This is a genomic window from Blautia sp. AF34-10 (assembly GCF_003477865.1).
In the GTDB taxonomy this organism is placed as follows: Bacteria; Bacillota; Clostridia; order Lachnospirales; family Lachnospiraceae; genus Fusicatenibacter; species Fusicatenibacter saccharivorans.
Genome location: NZ_QUED01000003.1, coordinates 1 through 21,448, shown reverse-complemented (window position 1 = coordinate 21,448; position 21,448 = coordinate 1). Strand labels below are relative to the sequence as shown.

Below are 21,448 nucleotides of genomic sequence, written 5' to 3'. Positions count from 1 at the left end.
GATTTGTAAGATAGAAAAAGAGGGGGCACTTTTGAAATTCCCCCTCTCAAAAGATTATTGTGCACTAATATTTTCGACGATAGACATTCGCTGTAACCGTTTTGCAGGTCCTTTAACTGCCAAAAGAGAAGTCAACAGTACAATAGCGATTATGAGTATAAGGGGAATAAACGGAACACTCCATGCTGTTCCCCAAATATTTGTTATAAGACTTACATAGATAACCCAGTGCATAGGAAGTCCAATGATACAACCCCAAATCACTCCGCTTATTGCGTAGGTTCCTGCTTCTGCGATTATCATTTTTATAAGTTGGCGATTGCTCATTCCAATCGCTCGCATACTTCCGTATTCTTTCATTTTTGCGGCAACTCCCAGATTGATTGTATTCATAATATGGAAAATGGTAATAGCAACGATAATAGATAGGAAGCCGTAAACAAGAACTGCAAAAGTATAATACAGATTTCTTTGCTGCTGCACTTGAGAAAGGCTGTCTGAAAATATTACGCCACCATTAGTAAATATGTTTTTAATTGCGTTTACATCTTCACTGGAAGCGTTGTTCTCAAATTGAATGTCGATAATAGTATAGCCAGTTTCTCCGGTCAGTGCGCTAAAGGTTGCTTCCGAACAGAAAAAGGTTTCCGTACCCTTTACACGGGCTAAGGGGCTATCAGACAAAATTCCTGCAACCGTAACAGTTTTTTTCGTATTATTGATAGATAAAGTTATCTTGTCGCCAACTTGTACATTAACATTTCCCGTCTGTACGAATAGCACTTGATTTTCTTGCTGCATAACTGTTTCTATGGAACCTGCTACCAAAGAGTCCGCCGCCCATTGAAATTGATTTTCCTCATAGGAAATAAGATTTGCATTGTAGCTTTTTCCACTATTTTCTGATGGAACATCATAAGCAAACATACGCCCGTATGCCCGCTTGACATCATCATTTTTCTTAATCTGTGCTAACATTTCGCTCTCAATCGAACAAGTATTAGTTTCACTTGCTATGGATAATTCCGGCGTATAAACCGGGGGCACAAAAGCATTTTGCATAAAATCAACAAGTGTACTGAACGTGAGAAACAATGTAATACAGATAGCAAATGCCCCTGTCATTAAAATGTAATTTCTTTTCTTTGCTTTTGCGTGATGAATACCCAATGCGGTTTCAATTTTAAATGTCTTTGTGTTAGCTGCTTTGTGAAATGTAGCTATTTGTCCAGCATTTCCTGATACAGCGGTAAGCGGAGAAACTTTTGCGGCTCTTCTTGCCGGAGAACGAGCAGCCAGTAAAACGGTCAGCAATCCTAACAAAATACTTGCAACTATACTTATCCAACTAATACCCCAAATCGGCATTGAAGAAAACCATTCTGGACTTATTACCCGCATGGCGGCAGACAAAATCCAAACAATCACAATGGAGAATATAATTCCAATGGGAATAGCCGTTTTACACCAATACAGCCCCTCTAAACGTACAAATCGCATTATTTGTCTTTTGGTTGCCCCCAGACACCGGAGCATACCAAAAAATTCTGTTCTCTCTGCGACATTGCTGTTTAGACTGCTTGAAATCATCAAAATGCAAGTCAGCATGACAATAAGGGAAAGAATAAAGGCTACTTGATAAATCTGATTTACACCTGATTTCCCCTCTATTTGCCCTTGTATGCTCAAAAGAGGTGTATTTCCGGTTATCTGTTCATCAGTCAGATGATTGGCTGCTTTTATATCATTGATTGCGTCCGGTATATTACATAAATGTGAAAACTGGGCGACATAACTTTCATTCGCGTTAGAAACAGCAAGCGTTCCTAAGCCCTCTGGTGTCATTACTACAATCGGCAAATTCTCAGCAATCAAGTGTGAAGTTTTTGTATCGTCTAAAAAGCCAACTATCTGATAATCTGCCATACTTCCGTTCGGATTATACAATTCAACTGTATCATTCAACAAAACAGAGGCAGTATCTTTAAGTGAAGAAGATATTGCAATCTCGTTTGGCGCGTCTGGATATTTTCCCTCTGCAATCCCGTTCAGAAATATATCGTCAAAAACCCCTTTATCTTGCGCGCTGATAGTAATAGGCTGTTCTTTAATAAAATATCCTGCTTCGGAAGAAACTGTATTATGCCACCCGGAAATTTTTACCTCTGGACGAGCTGAAATAAAGGAAGCTGTCTGCGAATCAATAGCATGAAACGCATAATGCCAGTTTCCGCTTTTCTCTATTTCGTGTTGCGTAACACCCTGTAAATACATATCGGCAAGACCAAACATGACAGCAACCAAAATAACCGCAAGAGTAATACAAATACGGGTCATTCTACTTTGCTTGCGGTGGATTTTGGTTGATATAGGGACAAGTTTAAGATAATGCTTCATTTGCTGTCCCCCCTAAGTCTGTAAGAATACCGTCGCTCACACGAAACACCCTGTCAACCGAAGATGTTAAATTATTATTGTGCGTTATCATCAAAATTGTTTGTTTAAAATGTCTTGACGCACTGATAAGCATATCAATAACGTCTTGACTATTTTTACTGTCGAGATTTCCCGTCGGTTCATCGGCTAAAATTAGTTTTGGCTGTGTTATCAAAGCTCTCCCAATCGCTACTCGTTGTTGCTGTCCTCCGGATAATTGTCTCGGTAAATGATAGCGGCGTTCTGCCAATCCAAGTAAATTGAGGATTTCGTTTACTTTTTTAGGGTCTGGCTTTTGATAATCTAACAGTAGAGGGAAAATAATATTTTGTTCTACATTCAGCTCAGACACAAGCTGGAAAGACTGAAAAATAAATCCTATGTTGCGTCGTCTGTAAATTGTCCGTTTTTCTTCTTTCATAGAAAACAGATTTTGCCCGTCAATAAAAATAGAACCCGAAGTCGGCGTATCTAAAGCACCGATGCAGTTAAGCAAAGTACTTTTTCCAGAACCAGATTCACCTACAACAGCAGCAAATTCCCCTTTTTCAAGTGAGAAAGACACATTTTTTAAAGCATTTACTTTTGCTTCGCCTTTCCCGTAAGTTTTACATAAATTTTCAACTTTTAAAATTTCCATAAATCATAGACCTCCTTTCTTAAAGGATAACAGGAACAGCTTACAATCCGGTGAATTCCACCTTACGATTTCGTAAGGAAAGAAACTGAAAAAGTAGTACCTTCATGTAAAACACTTTGAACAGAAATGAGCCCCTCTTGTCCCTCTATAATAGATTTTGCAAGAGGAAGTCCTAATCCAATTCCCGGAGTGTTGAGGGAATATTTACTGCGATAAAAGCGTTTGAAAATATGGTGTATATCTTCCGGGGCAATTCCACTTCCATTATCAGAAACTAAAATTCGTATCATAGTTGGTGCACTTTCCCAAGTAATCTTTACTATTCCTCCTATTTCTGTATGGTCTAACGCGTTCTTTACAAGGTTTCCAATCGCTTCACTTGTCCAATCCATATCACACATAATAACTTGATTAGATGTTCCATTTACAATAATCTGTTTTTTTTCTTGTGTAGCTCTTATTGTAAGTTCACTGATAGCGTTTTTAACTAATTCCTGTATAAGACAGGTACGCTTGTCAAAAAGAATATTTCCAGTATCTAAACGTGCGATTTTAAGCATAGACAAAATAAGCTGTTCTATTCGTTTTAAGGCGGTTCCGGTTTTTTGCGAAAATTTTTTTACTGTTTCAGTATTATCCGGTTCCGCTTCTATAATTTCTTGATACATCATCAAAGCTGCTAATGGAGTTTTCAGTTGATGTGAAATATCTGAAATTGTGCTTTTCAAAAATTCTTTTGTTTTATGTTCTGTTTCACTTTTGGCTTTAAGCATAGTTGCAAGCTGTTCAACAGATGCAAATAAATGAAAAAGGTCTCCCTCACTGTCTTGCGGTAAATGACAAGAATAGTCATTGTTAATATAGTTATCTATAATTTTTCCAGACTGTCGATATAGATTATTTCTAATTTGTAGGAAAGAAATAACCCCAATGACAAGAATTATCACTAGACAAATTCCCCCTCCTAATGCTATATGCAAAAAGTGATATTGAAACTGGGAAAAATGTGGCAACAAGCTACCAAACGTATTTGTGGTAATTCCCAAATTATCTAAAAATTCCATTCCCGCGGTACTTATATCTGTGGAAGAAATAGCATTGGCAATTACTTCTTTTGAAACCTCCTGTTCCAACAAGGCAGATACAATAGCTCTATCATGTTCCAGATACATAGACTTTGCTGTATTTAATTGATTTATAGAAAACCATGTAGAAACTCCCACAAGTAAAATACTGTATATAGCAATAAAAAGAGAAAAATGTTTTATTTGCTTGTCACGAAAAATATTCATACTTACACCTCTTTCCACTGATAACCAAAGCCGCGAATGGTTATTAAGCGCTGCGGGTGGGAAGCGTCAGTTTCCACTTTTTCGCGAAGCCGCCGGATATAAACCGATAAGGTGTTATCGTCAACAAAATTTCCTGTACCGTCCCATAAATCATTTAGAATAATATCTCTGGAAACAATGCGATTTGCATTTCGTACTAACAGACAAAGCAGACGGTATTCTGCGTTTGTCAGTTCTAGTATTTTATTGTTCAAAATTACGCGGCAACTTAAAAAGTCAATCGAAATGTCCCCACATTTCAATACACTTGCCTTGTCCTGCGGTGTTACTCCTGCACGTCGTAACAAGGCACGAATACGGGAACATAGTTCCCCCAACTTAAAGGGCTTTGTAACATAATCGTCCCCGCCGCAATCCAAGCCACGAATAATATTGACTTCTTCATCAGAAGCAGTCAAAAAGATAATCGGTATCTGTTTGTTATGTTTCCGCACATTTTCGCAAACCTCAAAGCCTGTTCCGTCCGGCAGTGTCACATCAAGAATAAGCAAATCGTATTTTTCGATTTGTGCTAATTGCTTTTCTGCTTCTTCAACAGTACGGGCAATATCAACGTAGAAACCATTTTTCTTTAGAGAGTAATGCAACCCGTCTATTAAGCTAATATCATCTTCTAAAAGTAATAAGTTACTCATGCTTAAACTCCTTTCTCCTTGCGTCAACAGGTTTTTCTGCATCCTTTGGTATCAACCACATATAACCGATTTTTGAAACTCCCGGTATTCTATCTTCCTTACAAAGAATCTGTACTCGTCGTTCAGAAATGCCCCATTTTTTAGCTGCTTCGGGGCAAGACATATATTCCATAACAGTCCCAGTCCTTTCTATAAACCATATTATCATAATTATAGTCGGACATACGAATAATAGCAAGTGCAAACATATGAATTATTATGGCTACAAATAGGAACTGTATAGACGTATTCAGTATGAAAGAGGAACAGTAGAATGTATATGGGTGAATAAATATGGCAAAAAGACCAACAGCTAAATATGACTTTAAGGCTTTCGGACAAGCTATCAAAGTAGCGAGAACCGAACGAAAAGAGAGCCGCAAGAAAGTAAGTGATGAAATGTATATCTCACCACGTTATCTTGCTAATATTGAGAATAAAGGGCAACAGCCGAGTTTACAAATTTTTTATGAGCTTGTAACACGTTATGATATATCCGTAGACCAATTCTTTTTTCCGAATAAATCCGCGGAAAAAGATACACAACGCAGACAACTTGATACATTGCTTGATAGTATGAGTGAGAAAGGAATACGGGTAGTCACCGCCACAGCAAAAGAGATAGCCGAAGTCGAAGCAGAGGACAGGTGAATGTCCAGAACAGAATTTTAAAATGAGAAGACACATTGTAATTTTTTGAGAAATACAATGTGTCTTCTGTTTTATATAGCTTATTTCACAATCTTCCAGTTTTCCCCGTTCTTTTCCAGTACAAGGTTAAACTGTGATACCTGTGTTGTCATGGTCTGGTTATCCAGATATTTTACTGCAAGGGAAGCTGTCACCTGATTTCCGTTTCGGTTATAAACCGGATTTACCAGTTCCGAGAAAATATACTCTTTTCCCACAGTTTTCAGCACACCCTCATTTACATAATAGGTCAGTTCCTTTGCGGTTGCCGTAGGGTACAGCTTGAAAAAGGTGGTGAGAAATTCGTTGATTTCCTCTGTGGTGATGGAATCCACCGTACCGTCACTTTGTACCGCTTTGGGAGTGTAACCGGATTTTACGGGAACACTGGTAATGGTTGGATTCTGGATAATCGTCAGGTTTCCAGAGCCGTCCACATAGACTGTCACCTGATAGGCGGAACGGACGGTTTTACTGGATTCCCCCTCTGTGATACGCTGTTCCACCGTATAGGTCACTTGATAATGCTGCTCTTTTTCTTCTGTGATTTCCCATATCTGAAAATCGGTCAGGGCAGACGATACGGGGATGTCCTTTCGGACAGTATCTACATTCAGGGCTTGCAGCTCTCCGGTGAGATACCCTTTTAAAGCGTTTGTCCGGTTGTCAATGGAAGCGGCGGACTGTTCCCATGAATAGTAGACTTCTGCGAAATTCTCCACAAAATTCTCTATCTTGTGAGTGTCGAGGATTTGTTCCTCAATCACTTTCGTTTCATGGACAGTGTGAATGTCTATCGCCGTGAAATTCTTATAGACGGCAAACAGGAAGCTCATTGCCAGCAGCACCCACAGGGCAATCACGGTTTTCTTATGGGTATTGACTTTGTAGACTTTCAGTTTCTTTTCTTTCTGCTTTTTCTGGTTTTCCTCTTTTCTAATCTGAATCATATCGGTTCATCCTTTCTTATTGTTTGATTCGTCCGGCTCCAGCAAGGTGCTGTTGCCAGTAGGAGCCTGTCAGGTCTGCGTAACCAATGGGATTTCCGGCATGGTACATCCGGTTATTTCCCACATACAGTCCCACATGGGTGATGTAGGTTCCGGCGTTGTAGGTAGAGTGGAAAAAGACCAAATCCCCTGCTTTTGCTTCGGACAGGGGGATGTGCTGCGTTACATTGTACTGTTCCTGTGCTGTCCGTGGCAGGGCGATTCCTGCCTTGCCATAGCACCACTGCACCAGTCCCGAACAGTCAAAGGAAGTGGAGGGAGAATCACCCCCGTACACATACGTCCATCCCTCATACTTTAAGGCTTCCTCCATGATAGCCTGCACCGTTTCATCATCAAACTGTGCCACGGTCAGGTATTGCGATACCAAGAGGACATAGAACATATTTCCGTAGGAATACCGCCAGCCTCCGTTTTTCTCTACCGCAACAGGGTTGGTGTAGGTGACTTTCTTTCCGCCGGATTTGTCCCTTGCGAAGCTCTCTGCCAGTTCAAAAGTGTATTTTTTCCCACGCCCTGCCACATAGTCTAGGAAGCCGCCGCCGTAGTTGTAGGACTGAATCACACTGTTTAAGTCACAGCCCTTTGTTTCTGCCGCTGCGAGCAGTTCCGAGAAATATTTGCAGCCCTGTTTGATGGATTCCTCTGTACTAAGGGAGTTTGGGGGAAGCCCCAGAGATTCCGAGGACTGCATAACGTCTTCCAGTGTGCCGCCGGATTCCACCTGAATGATGGCGAGCAGCACATTTAAGTATTCCTCTATGCCATATTCCCTTGCATACTTTTCCAGCATAGGTTTATGGGCGAGGACTTCCTGTGATACGCTCACGCCCCCAAAGATAAGATTTCCGCCGCTTCCTCCGTCTTCCTCATCCGAGAAGACAATCACCACCAAAAGGAGCAGGGAGAACATCATCACGAACACGCCGGAACAGGCAAAGAAAAGGTGTCTTAATTTCATGGTTTCTCCCCTTTCTTTTGTTTGGCAGCCGCTTTTACCGTTTTTGTCCACTCCTTTCTGGCGGTGGTACGCCGGATGGTAAAGTTTGATTCTTTTACCGCAGGGGCAGCCCGTTTTCTTTCCGATATCACAGGAGCCGTATCATTCTGGACAGGTCTTGCCGGACGGGGAGTAGCCTGTGTGATAGTGGGAGCCGTCTTTTGTCTTTCATTTGGCTGGGATAGGGAAGCAGATGGGACTATCTGGCGTTCTGTCCTTACAGGTGGCGTTTGTTCATGGTGGATGGAAGCAGCTTTTACCACCGGAACCGAAGCCTGTTCTGCCACAGTTTCCCCATAAGGAACCTGTCCCCGTTCCCTGATGGATAGGGAAGCAGGCTGCATGGCTGGTTTTACTGCATGATGTCGGAAATCTTCTGGCTGCTTTGCAGTAACAGGGCGTTCATGGACAGGAGCTGCCCCTTTGGGTGCTTCGGAAGCTTTCTGTTGCGGCTGTTTTGCCTGTTCCAGTTCCGCCCTGCGCTCTGCAATGGTATGTCTGCGGCTTTCTGCCTGTGCGTTTCGCTGTTCCGCTCTGGCAGTTCGGGTCTGGGTCACGCTGGAAGTAAAATCCCGTACTCCCTCTGATACCTGTGTTTTCCCGTGGTAAAGGGCGTACTTTGCATTGACGGGCAAATCCTTTGCCTGCTCCCGAAGCTGTCCGGCAGTATCGGCTATCTTATCTTTGGTATCTGCCGCCGCACCTACCGCAGAACCAGCCCGTTTCCATACGGATTCTTTTTCCGGTGCTGCCTGTCCGTCTGGTCTGCTGTGGTCTGCCTGTGTGCGTTTGGAAGAGCCGAAGTGGGAAGCATTTCTATGGTCTGAGCCAGCCTGTTTTCCTGCGTGGTATGCAGCCGTTCCAGTTCCAAAAGCCGCCACAGAACGTCCTAGCTTATGCTGTAAACGGTGCATATGGGCGTGCATGAGCATACGGGGTCTTCGCATGATACGGCTCCCCATGCTTTGGGAATCCCCACTCTGTAAGGAGAACATCCCCATCAAATCTCCCAGCTTGAAATAAATTCCGGCAAAGGTCACTATCTGCAAGAACGCCGTCAGGAAGAACGGATATTCCCCAGACAGGTTGTAGAGCATGGTGGAAATACTGAACGCTACCGTGATAATCAGGGTGATTCCGGCTCTGGTAAGGATAGTGTTGAACAGTTTCGTAATGGCACGTTTGAACATCCCCTCAAAAGAGGGAACCATGCTAAGGAGGAAGCTCACAGGCAGGAACATGGCGTAGATGATAAAAAGCACCTGTGAGAAAATCATTATCCCCGTGAGCAGGAATACAAAAACGGAGATACCGATATTGAACATGAACAGGAAGAAGACGGTTCCCAAACGATTGATGGTCTTTGTGATGGTAAGGTTCGTGTTTTCCCTGTCTTCGATTTCCTCCACTACGATTTCTTCTCTGTCCTGTCCGTTGTTTTCGTCTGGACTGGTTGAAAGCAGGTTTTCCACACGGTCTGCTCCAATGCTTTCCATATCTGAATTGCCATATTGCAACAGGAGCCACGGTTGCTTGACCTGAATGGAAAACAGGCAGTCCCGTATCAAATCCACGCTGTCTTTTCCCTGACTTTCCGAGTTAGGCAGCACAATCTTTGTACCAAGGGTCAGGCTGGCATTGCTGATGTCTGCGGAAAATTCATTGATTTTCCCGATATAATCAGGAGCATAAGCGATAAAGGCAGCGGACAGCACGAACACCACCACGAAATTGACAACGGCATGGATGGCTTTTGTGGTTTCCCGTTTGATAAGCCCTGTGTAGGCAACGTAAATCCCCACCACCAGAATGAGAATCAGCAGAAACCCGATATAAAATCCCTCCGAGGACAAGCCGCCTGTGGTAACGCCTGCAAGGGTCTGCATATTTTTCCCAATGGAATCCGCCGTAGAGGAAATGAAGTCCAGTGAGTAGGCTTCCTGAATCAGATACCCCGTGGCGTTGGAAAGATACAGGCTGATTGTCCAGATAAAATTTGTGATGGCATACAGCCCGTACATCACCTGTTTTCCGATACCGTCCAGCCAGTTCCACGGGAGCCAGTCCCATCCGCTGTCCACATAAAAATCAAGCTGGTAGTTGTCCAGAGGATATTTGCTGTATTCGTTGGCAGCGTCCACCGTATCATCCACCAGTCCGGCAGCGTGGGCGGCTGTGCCGAAGACTGCAAGCAGCAGGAGGATGAGCAGGAGTGCCAGAAGCACCCTGCCAATCACTTTTCCTGCCGTCTTCCAAGACAAGCCCTTTTTTGTGTGATGAGGAACTGGGAATTGCGGTCGGTTGGAAGTTCTATGTATCACCATCATTCCACCTCTTTTCTTACGGGCGGTCTGGTATCAAAGGCGTGGAACAGGTCTTCAAAGATAGGATGGAACTGTATCACGCCCACACGCCCGTACAAATCACTGATAAGGCACTGTCCGTTTTCCAAGTCACGGAGCCGCTTCTGGTTGTTTTCATCTTCGGAATCTACCCCGAAAAAGGCGAGGGTCTTCTTGATTTCGTTGATGTCCGTGGAACGGAACGCAAACTTCAAGCCCAGATTGTTTTTCAGCTTTTCATCCAGCAAATCGTCCGTGTTCTGGGTCACAAAGTAAACGCCTGCGTTCATGGCACGTCCGGCACGAACCAGCTTCATGGAAAGGGTCTTGCCCTGTGCCACCTGTAAGAAGCTCCATGCTTCATCCAAATCCACAATCTTAAACACGCTGCGGTCGGTGTGGATGAAGTCGAGGGCAAAGGTGCTGATTACAATGAGCATTGCCACGGAAAGCAGCTCCATTGTGGTGTATTCTTCAAACGAGGTTTCTTTATCTGGCAGCACCAAATCTGCCACCTGAATGATGTTGAGCTGCTTTTCAAAGCTGATGGACTGTGTGACATCTCCATCCGAAAAGAGCAGGTGTGCAAAGTCATAGTCCGTAAAGGATTCGATATGGTCGGCTATGCTGGTGCTGATGGTGGTTCCCTCCGCCCGAAGTTCCTCAATCACCTTGAAAAGCCCCCGTTCCTCACTGTTTGTCACCGCACGAATGGCTTTCCGAAGAACAGGGAACTTTTCCCCGTCACGGCTGGAAATGCCCGTTAAAAAGGTCAAGATGTCGATTGCCAGTGATTCAGAATCCTTTGGGTTTTCCATAATCACATACGGGTCGAGTAAGCCCCTGTTCTGTTCTTCCGAGGTCAGGTTTACGATATTGATTTCATGGGCGATTTCCGGCAGGGTTTCTTTCCAACGTCCCCGTTCCGCTTTCGGGTCAACAATGAGTGCCTGTGCCCCAAATAATACGGAATAATAGACAATCATGTTGTTGCTGAATGATTTTCCACCGCCGAGGGAGCCGACAAAAGCGGCAGCAAGGGCGTTGGTGACGGAGCCTTTTACCCCTTGACTGGCAAGGGCAGGCTTTAAGTACACGTTTCTTCCTGTATCAAGGCTGTACCCGATATAAATGCCCTCCGGTTCCCCCAACATCTGTGTTGCCCCGAAGCCAAGACCAGCAAGGAAGTCACTGGTGACATACTGGATATAATCGTTCAGATACCGTTTGCTGGCAGGGAGAAATTCCCCATGCAGCCCCAGCATATCCCCAAAGGGGCGAACCAGTTTCACGTTCAAATCGTCATAAAAATCTTTCACCTCATTGCAGCGGCGTTTCAGTTCTTCCAAGTCGGGAGCCGTCACACGAACCACATAGGACAGCTTATACATGGATTCCTTGCTCTGGTCTAAGGTGGATTCCAGCTCATTCACGCTGTCTAAAGCGTCCACCACGTTTGTACTGGTTTCGCTGTCATTCTGCCATGCGTGGTTGTCCAAATCTTTCAGCTCTTTTTTCTTGTTCCGCACCGTGGAGAGGGCTTTCCGGTTTGTCACAATCTCCACATTCATAGAGGTATCAATGGGAAAGGTGAATTGCTGCTGCTGATAGTAAAAGATTTCCGAGGATGGGAAGTCCAGTTCCCCAACAATGCTGTTGATGGTAAAGTAGGCAGCATAGACTGTCCCGTCTTCCTGTTCGATTTTCAGATACCGCTGGTTTTCCTCTATCAGACAACGGGTGGGTTTGATGAGGTCATAGTATTTCACCAGCGTTTCCTCCTGAAACCGTTTTTTCGGAAGATAATACTCATAATCTTCGTAGGCGGTTCCGGTCTGCCCGTATAAATGTTCAATCAGATAGCCGAAATCGTCCTTATCAAGCCGCCGTACTTTGAAACGGCGTGAGATTTTATTTTCCAGTAGTTTTTCCATCTTCTGAAACCGCCAGATTTCTTCATTGCTCATGGAAACAAAATCCCCCATGAGCTTGTGGTTGACTTCATGGAGGAAGTCGGAAACAGCAGTCTTTGCTTCCCTGCCAAACTGCTTCATGGTGACTTCCTGCTCATTGACAAGCAGCTTAAAGCCGATAAAAAAGCGGTAGTCCACCTGATTTTCCCCTATCATGGAAATCAGGGCTTCGGTCTGTGCGTCAATCTTTGCACAGGCAACGTCTTTTAACTTGCCTGTCACTTCCTGTTTGGAGCGTTCCTGTGCCGCCCGTATGCTGGATTCCGTGCTGATTTGCAGGGCGTGAATCTTCCCGTCCCTGTTCTGGGCGATAAGCTGCCGGAACGAATCGTGTACCTGATACTTCTGTTCAGGGCTTAAAAAGGAATAGTTGTAGGGAAGCAGCTCATAGTAAGCAAAGCACTCCCCGTCATGGTTGAACACAAGGTTATTTTCGATATACTTAATCGGATATGCCATAAATATCACTCCTTACTGCCGTGATGGGCTGTGCCGGATATTCCTTTTCCAGCTTCACGGGCTTTCCTGCATACGTTAGTTTCGGGCGTACCAGATATGCCAGTACGGATTTCAGGAAGCCGTAAGGCTTCTTCCCGTCAAAAGTCTTCTGGCACATGAACCAAGTGAGGGCAAAGGGTATGCCGAAATATTTTAAAAATGCCCCGTCAATGAACGAAAGAGGAGGAAGGTTCCCCAAGAGTATCACTGCAAGTACCGATACCACGAACCACGCCATCTGTGTGAACGTGATGGGGAATGGCAGCTTAAAATCATTGATGGAATAGAGTACCTTTTCCACCGACCAGATACTGGTATAGCTTCGTATTTTCTTCATGTTGTCCGTCCTTTCTAAAAGATGGGGCAGCAAAAGCCGCCCCTGAAATAAAAAAGCCGCCTGTACTTTCAAAAAGAGATACAGACGGGTCTATCGTATGATTTCATATACGCCGTGGTTCGTGACAATAAAGGTTCCATCCAATTCCATGTCACGCCCATAGGCAGCATAGTCGATATAGTTTTGTAAGTGTGCCGGAAGTTCCCCAAGCTGTCCGCTTTCTTCCAGATAGTAGCGAGCCACATCCGCCATATCATCACAGCCGGAATGGCAGATAATATCGTCTTCATGCTCACAGAGTTCTTCGATACTGCCAAAGTAGGATTGCAGCTCTGATAGTTCCTCCTGAATGTACTCCGGTAAGTCCTCCACCATTTCACACAGGCGGTTGACTTCCTCAATGGGGGTATATTCGTCAATCTCAAAGGGCAGCTCATAATCATGGATGGTGTATTCCTCATATTCATCATTCAAACCGATACGCTCTTTGACTTCCTCAAAGTCCACAGGCGGCGTGAACCATGCCCCCACCAGTTCGCCCTCATTGTATTTGCCTAAGTTGGCAATGTAAATCCGCATTTCTTCCAAGTTCCTCTACCTCCTTTTAGCGGTAATAAAAGATACCATTGTCTGTAAACAGGTAGTTTTCGCTGGTTTCCAGTTCCCGACCAATGGCAGCGTAGTCGATATGGTTCAACAGGTCTGGATGTACTTCTCCAAAGAGCTGTACCTCCTGCACCAGATAACGGGTGAGGGATTCCCCGTCCTGCACCGGATAGCAGCGTATCTGGTCTTTGTGGTCGATAAATTCTGTAAAGCTGGAAAACCACCGCTTTTGTATTACATCCATTTCATAATAGAGGGGCGTTCCCTGCATTTCCTGTACCATCCGGCAAAGGGCGTTGATTTCCCAGAGCCTTGTGTTGCCCTCCAATGGAAAGGGCAGCTCATAGTCTTCAATTTCGATTTCTTCCTCACTCTGAACCCCAAGACGTTCCCTGATTTCTTCAAAATCCACAGGGCAGGAAAACCATGCCCCAGGATATTCCTCAAAATCCTCATGGTAAAACCGTGTGGTGTTCAGGATGTAGATTCTCATTTCCTCAATCAGTATCACGTCCTTTCTTAGAAAAAAATGGCAACTAACTTTGTTTGTCAGTTGCCATTTTTCTAATAAAATATTCGCTTTAATTCTTCATCACTATTGATTTTTTTAATTACCCAAGGTTGTAAAAAATAATTGATTTGTGGGTCTAACATACTTACTAAATGAGTTTGTCCGGCAGGGGTTAATATTTGTAAATGTTGAAGTTCTATTACTAATCCATTGTTCATGGGTAATGGCAGGGTGTGAGTTGGTTCACGTAAAAACTCCCGAATGATTGTCATCTGTTCTGGTGTCATATTTTTCAAATATTTAATCTGAGCAGTTCCCAATCTCTTAGAAGCATACTTGTCATAAAAGAAATGAAAAATTTTAGATAGTAATAAAACGATTAGTAAAGCTGTGGAAATCACAAAAACAATGCCTATTGTAAAACCATATTTTCTCGAAAATTTATAATATAAAACTTTTGGGCTAACTTTTGAGGCAATAATAATAATGTACCACTGGCAATAGATAAAGCTCCTAAAATGTTCGGCGGTAATTTCAAAAAATCAATAAAATCTTTCATACATTTCCTCCACTTTCAATTACTATTAAAGAAATTATACCACCATTCTTAGTTTATCTCAATTATCATACACTATCATATTACATCTTCTTTCTTTTGGGGAGTTACGCTCCCCAAGCCCCTAGTGGACTTCCGCCATGAAGCAATCAAGGCTTGCTCCATAACGGAAGTGTAAAATGGGTTTCCTATGCTCCGATAATCTTATTGAACAGTTCCAGTAAGATGTCCTTTACACCGTCAGCATTGAAGACCAGACCGACCGCTACAAGGGACACCACCAGAAAGCCGATAAGTTTGGAAAATTCCCTCTTAAATCCGAGGTACAGTCCAATCACCACGATTGCCAGCAACACAAGGGACTGGGCGTTGGATAAAAACCAGTTGTAAAGATTCTGTCCGAAATTCATAAAAGCTCCTTTCTTTCCTGTAAGAGTTCTTAGCTTCCAAGATTGCCGCCGTTAAAGCACCACCTCCTTTGCAGCGGCGGCTTGCTGCTTCAGGATTTTTTCATGCTTCTCCGTCAGCCTTGCATGGGTGATGATGTCATGGACAATCTGGGTGTGGTTCATCTTATCCAGACGGAGAGCCAGCTTTAAGGTGGGTGCTACCTGATGGGAGAGCCAGTGCAGGGTGCGTTCAAAGGAATAGGGTTCCGGTTTGGTTGTCAGTTTCAGGCTTCCCCTGTGTTCCCCCATAAACCACGCCCATTCCTCACTGATACGCCAGTCAGAACGGGGCTTTGTATCGTCCCTGTCCACGAACCGGACATAGCGGTTGATGATTTGAAAGGCTGTCTGTTCTGGATTGTCATGTTCTAACAGGTCACGGATGGCGTAAAAGGCACGCTCATTTTTCAGCCGGATTTCAAAGCGGTTCTTTACCTCTGCGTCCGCAATGGGAATATCATGCTTCTTGTACTGCTCATAGTCCTTTTCGTAAATGCAGAAGTACACCTCACTTTGGAGGGAACCAATATACAGGGTGTTCCCCATACATTCTTTTTCCCCACGCCGTACCAGTTCGCCGCTGCGGTAGCTTTTGAAGCTGCGGAAGACCGAGATACATTCCTCATTCCGGCACTTCTCTGTCAGATGGGGAATGTTCAGGATTCCTGTTTTGTCATTGATGGCAAGGTCAAGCCGCTTCATTACGCCGTCCTCCATGAGAACATCCATAAAAAATTCATACCAGCTCCGTTCCTGTGCCAGCAGATAGCTTTCAAACTGGCGGCAGCCACGCCCTTTCAGTTCCAGCAGCACCCCCTTTTCCAGTTCCGGCGATACTAGAACGAAAATATCCCCCAGATAGTAATGCTCCGTGTAAGAGTAAAATCCGTAGTCTTCATGGATAAAGTAGGGGAGTTTTAGCCGAAGCACGTCTTCCACGATATGCTTCACATCCGTAGTGGGGAAGCGAATCCGAACATAGTCAAAGAGCATTTCAAGGGGATTGTCTGGATTGAAGCGTTCCAGAGCTTCCGTGATGGCTTCCTGTAATGCTTCGGATGGGTGAGCCTTGCCCGTTTCAATATCGCTCAGGTACGGACGGGTGATTCCGGCAGCTAAGGCAAGTTTCTGTTGTGAGATACCGTAAACTTCCCGTTTCTCTTTGATGTCCCGTACCCATGTTTCTTCATTCAGTGAAAATCCCTCCTGTCTAAAAAAGCGTATGTCAACTTTCAGAGCCTTGTTGACACACGCCGGATATGGGAAAATCCCTTGTGTACCGTGGGATTCTGCCCTGTTATTTGGTTGTTGCCTGTCGATTTGTACCCCTCTGTTAGATACGAGGGGTTCATGCTGGCGTGCCTTGCGGCACACCAGCCACAGCAGGTCAGTCCGTTTCTGCGGCTTTCGCTTCGCACGCCGCCTGCACTTCCTGCCTGCTGTCTATGAGTTTTTTTATTTCTTTGAGGAAATCGTGTCCTTTTGGCACAAGGGGCGTGTAAAATTCCGAGATAACGCTGGTTCCCACATCCACATAGCCACGCCCTTTTATCTGCTTTAGGAAGAAATCCTTTGTGGTTTCCCCGAACATCATCCCATAGCCCATTTCCGACATCCGTCCCAGAGCTACACGGAAATTGAACTGGTCACGGATTCCGTCCCCCAGATACTTTGCGTCCGGACGCTGGCAGGCGAGAATCAGGAAAAAGCCAGCCTGCCGCCCAAGCATAACGATTTGTTTACTTGTTGAGGACAGCGGCGTTTTCCTTTGTGCCAAGCATTTCCATAAATGCCACATATTCATCAAAGATAAGGAAATTTGCAGGAAGCCCAAGATAAGCGTAATTTTCCCCTGTCCGGTAATTTTCCATGAGCTTCATGTCTTCGCTGCGTTTCATCATTTCTTCATAGAAACGGTCAATACAGGCGAGCATATCTTCCTTTTTGTAGTACACATCCGGCATAACCGCCTGTAAATCCGCAAGGTCGGCGTTCTTTGGGTCTAACACGAACAGGGCGGCGTTGGTGCGGAGCAGGGCTTCAATGAGGGTCAGGATGAAATAAGTCTTTCCGCCGCCGGTTCCTCCGGCAATGAGCATATGGGGGAGCTTGTCATACTCCCACCAGACATTTTCCATGAGCCGGAGCCTGCCGTCCTTTGCCTGTACATCTTCAATGGAGATACGGTTCGCAATGGTGTCATAGAGCAGGGTGTACTCCACGTAGGAATCCTTTAATTCCTTATCCTTCAGCTCACAGTACAAGCCGCTTTCCAGCTTTTTCTCCAAGTTTAAGAGCTGTTCCTGATATTTCCCCAAGGTGATTTCCACACGGATATGGAGCAAGCCCTGTTTCATCCTGTAATAGATTTTGGGAAAGTAAGTGATGGTTTCTTTGGAACGGCTGGAAGACAAGTCCTTGAAAAAAGCGTCTTCTTTTCTCTGCTCTGATTCATACCACTTGTTTTCCAACACCATCCTTGCCAGCTTTTGGCGGTGGATGAGCTGCTTTACTCCATCCATGCGGTATCGCCAGAACAGAAGAACTGCTGTAAGGCACACCAGCCCTGCCACGCCCATACTGAATAACAGGTAAGGGAGATTTACGTCCTGTGCTATCTGGGAGAAGGACACTTCCTGCCAGTTGGTTCCGGCAATCTGCCGGATATGAAACAGCAGGACAACCAGCATGAATACAGGGGACAGAGCGGCAAGGGCAGTATGGAACACAAGGTCTTTATCCGTGGGACGGATACGTTTTCCACGGGGGAAAAGCTGCTTCATGGGAATAATCCTCCTTTCGCGTTCTTCTTATGTTCCTGTTATTTTACAGGGGGAGCGTCTTTCTTCGGCGGCTGCGGATTCATGGCAGCCCCTTTTTTCAGGACAATATCCTCCGCCTTGATGTACCAGTCCACCTCTGCCCCTTGAAAAGTAGCCGTTGCCACGGTGTCTGCCACCGGATTGATAAGTTCCACCTCTGCGTTGTAATCGAACTCCTTTAACGGCACGCTGGCAGGGATGGAAACCTGAATCATACGCCCCTGTCCTCTGGATTTTAAGTCATAGGTACGCTCCTTGATTTCTTCTGATACCGAGCCGTCTTCATTCTGGAGGTGAATCTCACGGCGGAGGGCAGAAAATTTCAATGCCCCGAAAGTTGCTTCCTTGTCAATCACGATTCCGTTTGCTAATCTCATAGTCTGATGTCCTCCTTTTCCTTACGCTTTTACCATATCGTCAGCGTGCAAAATGTAGTTGGTAAAGCCCCTTGTGCCGATTTTATAGCCCTCTGCGGTGATACGGGGATTGACGAGCTTCACACGTTCCTCAAAGTCAAAATGTTTCTCTCCGGCTTCGGCAGGGAGGATAACTACAATATCATCCGCTCTCTGTACGTCCGAATACAGATTGAAGCTGCGGGAGAATACCGTCATGCGTCCGTTGATTCTTCTCTGTTCTGTTTTGTCTTCTCCGGCGAACTCCAAGTTGCCGAATGTCTTTTCCACGTTGGGGATAACGAATTTTAATTCCATATAGATGTACCTGTCCTTTCTGAATGTTGCGTTTGATGGTTAGTTTTGGGTTCTGGTTTGAAAGTCGGAGGGGAACGCTCCGGCGGTGGTGATTTCTTCGTAGTATCACATCCTTTCTGGGGCTATTGAAGAAATTACAGGGTTGTGATATTATCTAGGTGTTAAAAATTAAATCGTCATGGTTAGGATTGTTAGCTTGTGTTTTTTCATGTAGCTCTGTCATGTACTCCCAACAACTTAAAAGTAGATTTCAGTGGAGATTTATAATATCAGGAGGTACGCTTATGACAATAATAACAACTGTAAAAAGCATTATGGTGGGCGACGGAATTTCTGGGAATTTTTGCTAAAGTGTGCAGGGGCAATGGAAAAAATTACGGCTGGCATGACATGAAGAATCCGGGAGGGTCAAATCTCCAATTCCCATCGGGGCTGTTTTCAGCCCCATTTAATTTTGAAACAAAAAATAGACGCCCATTGTTGAACGTCTATTTTGGGATGATATTGAGGTTTGCTGGTCTATCTTATAAAATCTGAATGTACTTCGATTGCATTTTTATTGCATTTTTAATCTGTTTTCATATAGATTTTAGTGGTTGATAGTTCCTGAAAATGCCTTAAAATCAATGATTTTTATTTATATGGCATACTGTCTGTCTGGAGTTTGAATAATGTACATGAGCCAAGAAATGCCGAATTTACGGCGTTCCTTGGCTCGTTTTTAGTTGAGTGACAATCAAATGACAATAATATTTGAAAACTGATTTAGAAGGAATAATTTCCGGGTAATCCATATCGATATATGCGGATGTTGTTAATCCAGCTAAGACAATTAGACTTTGAGGTATAGTTAAGGTTGTATCCGCCATTATAACGACCTGGAACTGAGATAATATTGTATCCTTTTTGTCTTAAATTTGTGATAATAAATCTTGGAACTCCTAATTGTTTTAAAGTAAGATTTCTGGTTGGATTTGTAGCCAACATGGTAATTACTTTGGTTTCGAGAATTTGTATTTCGGCTGCAGTCATATAGTGCCCTCCTTTGGTTGAGATTTGTTTAGGAGGAACATTTAAGAAAGATTTTACATAGGCATACAATTGATGTACATTCCCGTTAAAGAATTCATCTGCAATTGATTGAGGTGTATTGCAGTCACGTATTCGTTCTAAAATGGTGGAGAAAATTAGTTCTCGCTGAAATTGTTTATAGGTACGATTAAAAACGGCCTTGCAAATTCTAGTCAATTGCTTTGTCGAATAGCCTAGCGCTTTTGCTACTTCATGTTGTTTAGTTCTGTTATAAGCATAATAGATGATGTTCTTTGCGATTGTATTTTCCATTTGCATCCTCCGTATATATAGCATTATCTCATAGGGAAGAAAGATAGTCTTTGTCAAAAAGGGACATTTTATCTAATATTTGAAATCTGATGCCCCGTAAAGACAGATCAAAATATATGTTCATCGTATAGTTCCAAGTATTTGTTATTACTTTCGTGGTTTTCAATAATTGATATGATTGTATCGAAATATTTGTTTCCCAATGCCTTTCTGCTTTGTGTGGAATATATCCAAACAATGTGAAGCGGTTCAGCATATTCGTGAATGCCAAATCCACCCCACAGCAAGTCGCTAAAAGCATTCATATTACGACCTATTTTGAAGTCAATTTTAGAAGTTAATTTCTGTTCTATTTGGTCAAAAAAATCATTAAGCGTATGGATATCACGTCCATCAATGAATATCCACTTTTCAGCATTTGCATCAAGGATAGGATTTGTTATTTCAGTTACTATGAAAGTGCCTATTACTCTTGGACCTTCATATATATCCAAACACTTGTTGAGCCATAATATATTTGCATAATGTTTCGGTGAAATAAAAGTAATGGAAGCGGGGATAGATTTGTTCAAGGATACAGCACTATCAAAGCTAAGAACAGAGGTTGTCATACAGTTTTTTTTAATCATTGTGGTAGGACGAATGCCGGGAAAGATGGGGGTTATTCTACCAGTGTTTTTTAATATTCCTTTTGCATCTATATTGAGCATATAATTTCCGCCTTCCTATTTTTGGTGTAATCATACCATATCACCATATTTTCATTTTCAATATCTTGAATAACACTCAACAAGCAAGATTGATCAGTATCAAATTCAAATTGCAGTATATTGTATTTGTCTGGACGTTCTTGGAAGGTCCTGGTTACAATGGCTACTTCTTTCTTATGTATGTAGTCCTCGTATACTTAGTATTCTCGCCAAATGTTTCACCTATAATCAAATCGAAATCATTTACATCAAACTCTGGAAAAAATACATCTCCATCTTCGATATTCATATCTACTTCTGTAATGTACATTACATCAACAAAAGGGATAGCCTCTTTGTATACTCCATACCCTCCTGCTATATAAATATTTGAATTGTCAGAAAGTGCCAATGCTTCTGCCAAAGATGATACAGTAATTAGGTTTTCGCCTTCATATTTCATTGTCTTTGATACTATTATATTTTGGCGATTTGGAAGTGGATGACCAATTTCTTCATAAGATTTTCTTCCCATAACTACAATATTTCCGATTGTAAGTTCCTTAAAAAATTTTTGCTCACCTTTGATTTTCCAAGGAATCTCACCATTTCTACCAATAACATTATTTTTTGACCTTGCAACAATCAATCCAATCATTTTCTACCTCTAAAGTTTTTTATTTGTTTTTTCGTAAACAAGATTTTCTTCCCATAACTACAATATTTCCGATTGTAAGTTCCTTAAAAAATTTTTGCTCACCTTTGATTTTCCAAGGAATCTCACCATTTCTACCAATAACATTATT

At 43.3% G+C, this 21,448-nt stretch carries 23 protein-coding genes and 1 pseudogene; 1 reads left to right on the top strand and 23 read right to left on the bottom strand.

The features are described from left to right. Positions 1–54 precede the first annotated feature (54 nt). The 5 genes from DWZ60_RS02500 to DWZ60_RS17765 all read right to left on the bottom strand — a co-directional run bounded on the left by DWZ60_RS02500 (position 55) and on the right by DWZ60_RS17765 (position 5,235). Entirely contained in the window at positions 55–2,397 is a 2,343-nt protein-coding gene (locus tag DWZ60_RS02500) for an ABC transporter permease (protein WP_118024892.1), read from the bottom strand. Beyond that, entirely contained in the window at positions 2,381–3,076 is a 696-nt protein-coding gene (locus DWZ60_RS02495) for an ABC transporter ATP-binding protein (protein ID WP_055227219.1), read from the bottom strand. The genes DWZ60_RS02500 and DWZ60_RS02495 overlap by 17 nt, the downstream gene beginning before the upstream one ends. A gap of 62 nt (positions 3,077–3,138) precedes the next feature. Then, positions 3,139–4,368: a sensor histidine kinase gene (locus DWZ60_RS02490; RefSeq protein WP_118024891.1), complete on the bottom strand. Its 1,230-nt coding sequence runs from the start codon at positions 4,366–4,368 to the stop codon at positions 3,139–3,141. Positions 4,369–4,370: 2 nt separating this feature from the next. Further along, positions 4,371–5,063 carry a response regulator transcription factor gene (locus DWZ60_RS02485; RefSeq protein ID WP_055227215.1) on the bottom strand — a complete coding sequence of 231 codons (693 nt, stop codon included), beginning with the start codon at positions 5,061–5,063 and terminating at the stop codon, positions 4,371–4,373. Then, positions 5,056–5,235 carry a helix-turn-helix domain-containing protein gene (locus tag DWZ60_RS17765; protein WP_055227213.1) on the bottom strand — a complete coding sequence of 60 codons (180 nt, stop codon included), beginning with the start codon at positions 5,233–5,235 and terminating at the stop codon, positions 5,056–5,058. Before DWZ60_RS17765 ends, DWZ60_RS02485 begins: the two co-directional genes overlap by 8 nt. Before the next feature lie 161 nt (positions 5,236–5,396). On the opposite strand from DWZ60_RS17765, the gene DWZ60_RS02475 reads away from it, so the two are divergent. Then, the gene (locus DWZ60_RS02475) at positions 5,397–5,753 is read left to right on the top strand and encodes a helix-turn-helix transcriptional regulator (RefSeq protein ID WP_118024890.1); all 357 of its coding nucleotides are present in this window, start codon (positions 5,397–5,399) and stop codon (positions 5,751–5,753) included. A gap of 80 nt (positions 5,754–5,833) precedes the next feature. On the opposite strand, the gene DWZ60_RS02470 is transcribed toward DWZ60_RS02475, so the two are convergent. The 18 genes and pseudogenes from DWZ60_RS02470 to DWZ60_RS02385 form a co-directional block, all read right to left on the bottom strand. Further along, positions 5,834–6,742, bottom strand: coding sequence for a conjugal transfer protein (locus DWZ60_RS02470; protein WP_055227209.1), 909 nt, complete (start codon positions 6,740–6,742; stop codon positions 5,834–5,836). Between the two features lie 16 nt (positions 6,743–6,758). Beyond that, positions 6,759–7,763: a bifunctional lytic transglycosylase/C40 family peptidase gene (locus tag DWZ60_RS02465; protein ID WP_118024889.1), complete on the bottom strand. Its 1,005-nt coding sequence runs from the start codon at positions 7,761–7,763 to the stop codon at positions 6,759–6,761. After that, positions 7,760–10,126, bottom strand: a complete 2,367-nt coding sequence (locus DWZ60_RS02460; protein WP_118024888.1) for a CD3337/EF1877 family mobilome membrane protein — start codon at positions 10,124–10,126, stop codon at positions 7,760–7,762. Before DWZ60_RS02460 ends, DWZ60_RS02465 begins: the two co-directional genes overlap by 4 nt. Continuing rightward, positions 10,126–12,576, bottom strand: coding sequence for an ATP-binding protein (locus DWZ60_RS02455; RefSeq protein WP_118031586.1), 2,451 nt, complete (start codon positions 12,574–12,576; stop codon positions 10,126–10,128). The genes DWZ60_RS02460 and DWZ60_RS02455 overlap by 1 nt, the downstream gene beginning before the upstream one ends. Then, entirely contained in the window at positions 12,560–12,952 is a 393-nt protein-coding gene (locus tag DWZ60_RS02450; protein WP_118024886.1) for a conjugal transfer protein, read from the bottom strand. Before DWZ60_RS02450 ends, DWZ60_RS02455 begins: the two co-directional genes overlap by 17 nt. Before the next feature lie 90 nt (positions 12,953–13,042). Then, positions 13,043–13,531, bottom strand: coding sequence for an antirestriction protein ArdA (locus DWZ60_RS02445; protein WP_181977591.1), 489 nt, complete (start codon positions 13,529–13,531; stop codon positions 13,043–13,045). 25 nt (positions 13,532–13,556) lie between these two features. Beyond that, positions 13,557–14,051, bottom strand: a complete 495-nt coding sequence (locus DWZ60_RS02440; RefSeq protein ID WP_118024884.1) for an antirestriction protein ArdA — start codon at positions 14,049–14,051, stop codon at positions 13,557–13,559. Between the two features lie 71 nt (positions 14,052–14,122). Next, positions 14,123–14,548, bottom strand: coding sequence for a superinfection exclusion B family protein (locus tag DWZ60_RS02435; RefSeq protein WP_442857787.1), 426 nt, complete (start codon positions 14,546–14,548; stop codon positions 14,123–14,125). Further along, positions 14,482–14,628: a superinfection exclusion B family protein gene (locus tag DWZ60_RS17760; protein ID WP_243038183.1), complete on the bottom strand. Its 147-nt coding sequence runs from the start codon at positions 14,626–14,628 to the stop codon at positions 14,482–14,484. The genes DWZ60_RS02435 and DWZ60_RS17760 overlap by 67 nt, the downstream gene beginning before the upstream one ends. Positions 14,629–14,813: 185 nt before the next feature. Continuing rightward, positions 14,814–15,035 (bottom strand): hypothetical protein, encoded by a 222-nt coding sequence (locus DWZ60_RS02430; protein WP_002570387.1) that lies wholly within the window; start codon positions 15,033–15,035, stop codon positions 14,814–14,816. 51 nt (positions 15,036–15,086) lie between these two features. Further along, a complete protein-coding gene (gene mobT / locus DWZ60_RS02425; RefSeq protein ID WP_118024982.1) occupies positions 15,087–16,310 on the bottom strand; it encodes a MobT family relaxase in 1,224 nt (407 codons plus the stop codon). A gap of 151 nt (positions 16,311–16,461) precedes the next feature. After that, positions 16,462–17,857, bottom strand: a pseudogene (locus DWZ60_RS02415) (FtsK/SpoIIIE domain-containing protein). 38 nt (positions 17,858–17,895) lie between these two features. After that, positions 17,896–18,273 (bottom strand): YdcP family protein, encoded by a 378-nt coding sequence (locus tag DWZ60_RS02410; protein WP_118024880.1) that lies wholly within the window; start codon positions 18,271–18,273, stop codon positions 17,896–17,898. Between the two features lie 21 nt (positions 18,274–18,294). Next, positions 18,295–18,609: a YdcP family protein gene (locus tag DWZ60_RS02405; RefSeq protein ID WP_118024879.1), complete on the bottom strand. Its 315-nt coding sequence runs from the start codon at positions 18,607–18,609 to the stop codon at positions 18,295–18,297. Between the two features lie 765 nt (positions 18,610–19,374). Continuing rightward, positions 19,375–19,953, bottom strand: a complete 579-nt coding sequence (locus DWZ60_RS02400) for a helix-turn-helix domain-containing protein (RefSeq protein ID WP_117761149.1) — start codon at positions 19,951–19,953, stop codon at positions 19,375–19,377. A 107-nt stretch (positions 19,954–20,060) separates the two neighbouring features. After that, positions 20,061–20,663: a barstar family protein gene (locus tag DWZ60_RS02395; RefSeq protein ID WP_117761151.1), complete on the bottom strand. Its 603-nt coding sequence runs from the start codon at positions 20,661–20,663 to the stop codon at positions 20,061–20,063. Positions 20,664–20,826: 163 nt separating this feature from the next. Then, positions 20,827–21,300, bottom strand: coding sequence for a dihydrofolate reductase (locus DWZ60_RS02390; RefSeq protein ID WP_012740003.1), 474 nt, complete (start codon positions 21,298–21,300; stop codon positions 20,827–20,829). Between the two features lie 19 nt (positions 21,301–21,319). Further along, positions 21,320–21,439, bottom strand: coding sequence for a dihydrofolate reductase (locus tag DWZ60_RS02385; RefSeq protein ID WP_442857786.1), 120 nt, complete (start codon positions 21,437–21,439; stop codon positions 21,320–21,322). Between the last annotated feature and the right edge of the window lie 9 nt (positions 21,440–21,448).

What these genes read in the sequence shown, in the direction of transcription:
- DWZ60_RS02400 (WP_117761149.1), bottom strand. Translation starts at nt 19,953, where the DNA reads ATGGAAAATACAATCGCAAAGAACATCATCTATTATGCTTATAACAGA.
- DWZ60_RS02455 (WP_118031586.1), bottom strand. Translation starts at nt 12,576, where the DNA reads ATGGCATATCCGATTAAGTATATCGAAAATAACCTTGTGTTCAACCAT.
- DWZ60_RS02450 (WP_118024886.1), bottom strand. Translation starts at nt 12,952, where the DNA reads ATGAAGAAAATACGAAGCTATACCAGTATCTGGTCGGTGGAAAAGGTA.
- DWZ60_RS02475 (WP_118024890.1), top strand. Translation starts at nt 5,397, where the DNA reads ATGGCAAAAAGACCAACAGCTAAATATGACTTTAAGGCTTTCGGACAA.
- DWZ60_RS02390 (WP_012740003.1), bottom strand. Translation starts at nt 21,300, where the DNA reads ATGATTGGATTGATTGTTGCAAGGTCAAAAAATAATGTTATTGGTAGA.
- DWZ60_RS02445 (WP_181977591.1), bottom strand. Translation starts at nt 13,531, where the DNA reads ATGCGGATTTACATTGCCAACTTAGGCAAATACAATGAGGGCGAACTG.
- DWZ60_RS02500 (WP_118024892.1), bottom strand. Translation starts at nt 2,397, where the DNA reads ATGAAGCATTATCTTAAACTTGTCCCTATATCAACCAAAATCCACCGC.
- DWZ60_RS02495 (WP_055227219.1), bottom strand. Translation starts at nt 3,076, where the DNA reads ATGGAAATTTTAAAAGTTGAAAATTTATGTAAAACTTACGGGAAAGGC.
- DWZ60_RS02430 (WP_002570387.1), bottom strand. Translation starts at nt 15,035, where the DNA reads ATGAATTTCGGACAGAATCTTTACAACTGGTTTTTATCCAACGCCCAG.
- DWZ60_RS02410 (WP_118024880.1), bottom strand. Translation starts at nt 18,273, where the DNA reads ATGAGATTAGCAAACGGAATCGTGATTGACAAGGAAGCAACTTTCGGG.
- DWZ60_RS17760 (WP_243038183.1), bottom strand. Translation starts at nt 14,628, where the DNA reads ATGAAAGATTTTATTGATTTTTTGAAATTACCGCCGAACATTTTAGGA.
- DWZ60_RS02470 (WP_055227209.1), bottom strand. Translation starts at nt 6,742, where the DNA reads ATGATTCAGATTAGAAAAGAGGAAAACCAGAAAAAGCAGAAAGAAAAG.
- DWZ60_RS02485 (WP_055227215.1), bottom strand. Translation starts at nt 5,063, where the DNA reads ATGAGTAACTTATTACTTTTAGAAGATGATATTAGCTTAATAGACGGG.
- DWZ60_RS02460 (WP_118024888.1), bottom strand. Translation starts at nt 10,126, where the DNA reads ATGGTGATACATAGAACTTCCAACCGACCGCAATTCCCAGTTCCTCAT.
- DWZ60_RS02490 (WP_118024891.1), bottom strand. Translation starts at nt 4,368, where the DNA reads ATGAATATTTTTCGTGACAAGCAAATAAAACATTTTTCTCTTTTTATT.
- DWZ60_RS02465 (WP_118024889.1), bottom strand. Translation starts at nt 7,763, where the DNA reads ATGAAATTAAGACACCTTTTCTTTGCCTGTTCCGGCGTGTTCGTGATG.
- DWZ60_RS02405 (WP_118024879.1), bottom strand. Translation starts at nt 18,609, where the DNA reads ATGGAATTAAAATTCGTTATCCCCAACGTGGAAAAGACATTCGGCAAC.
- DWZ60_RS02440 (WP_118024884.1), bottom strand. Translation starts at nt 14,051, where the DNA reads ATGAGAATCTACATCCTGAACACCACACGGTTTTACCATGAGGATTTT.
- DWZ60_RS02395 (WP_117761151.1), bottom strand. Translation starts at nt 20,663, where the DNA reads ATGCTCAATATAGATGCAAAAGGAATATTAAAAAACACTGGTAGAATA.
- DWZ60_RS17765 (WP_055227213.1), bottom strand. Translation starts at nt 5,235, where the DNA reads ATGGAATATATGTCTTGCCCCGAAGCAGCTAAAAAATGGGGCATTTCT.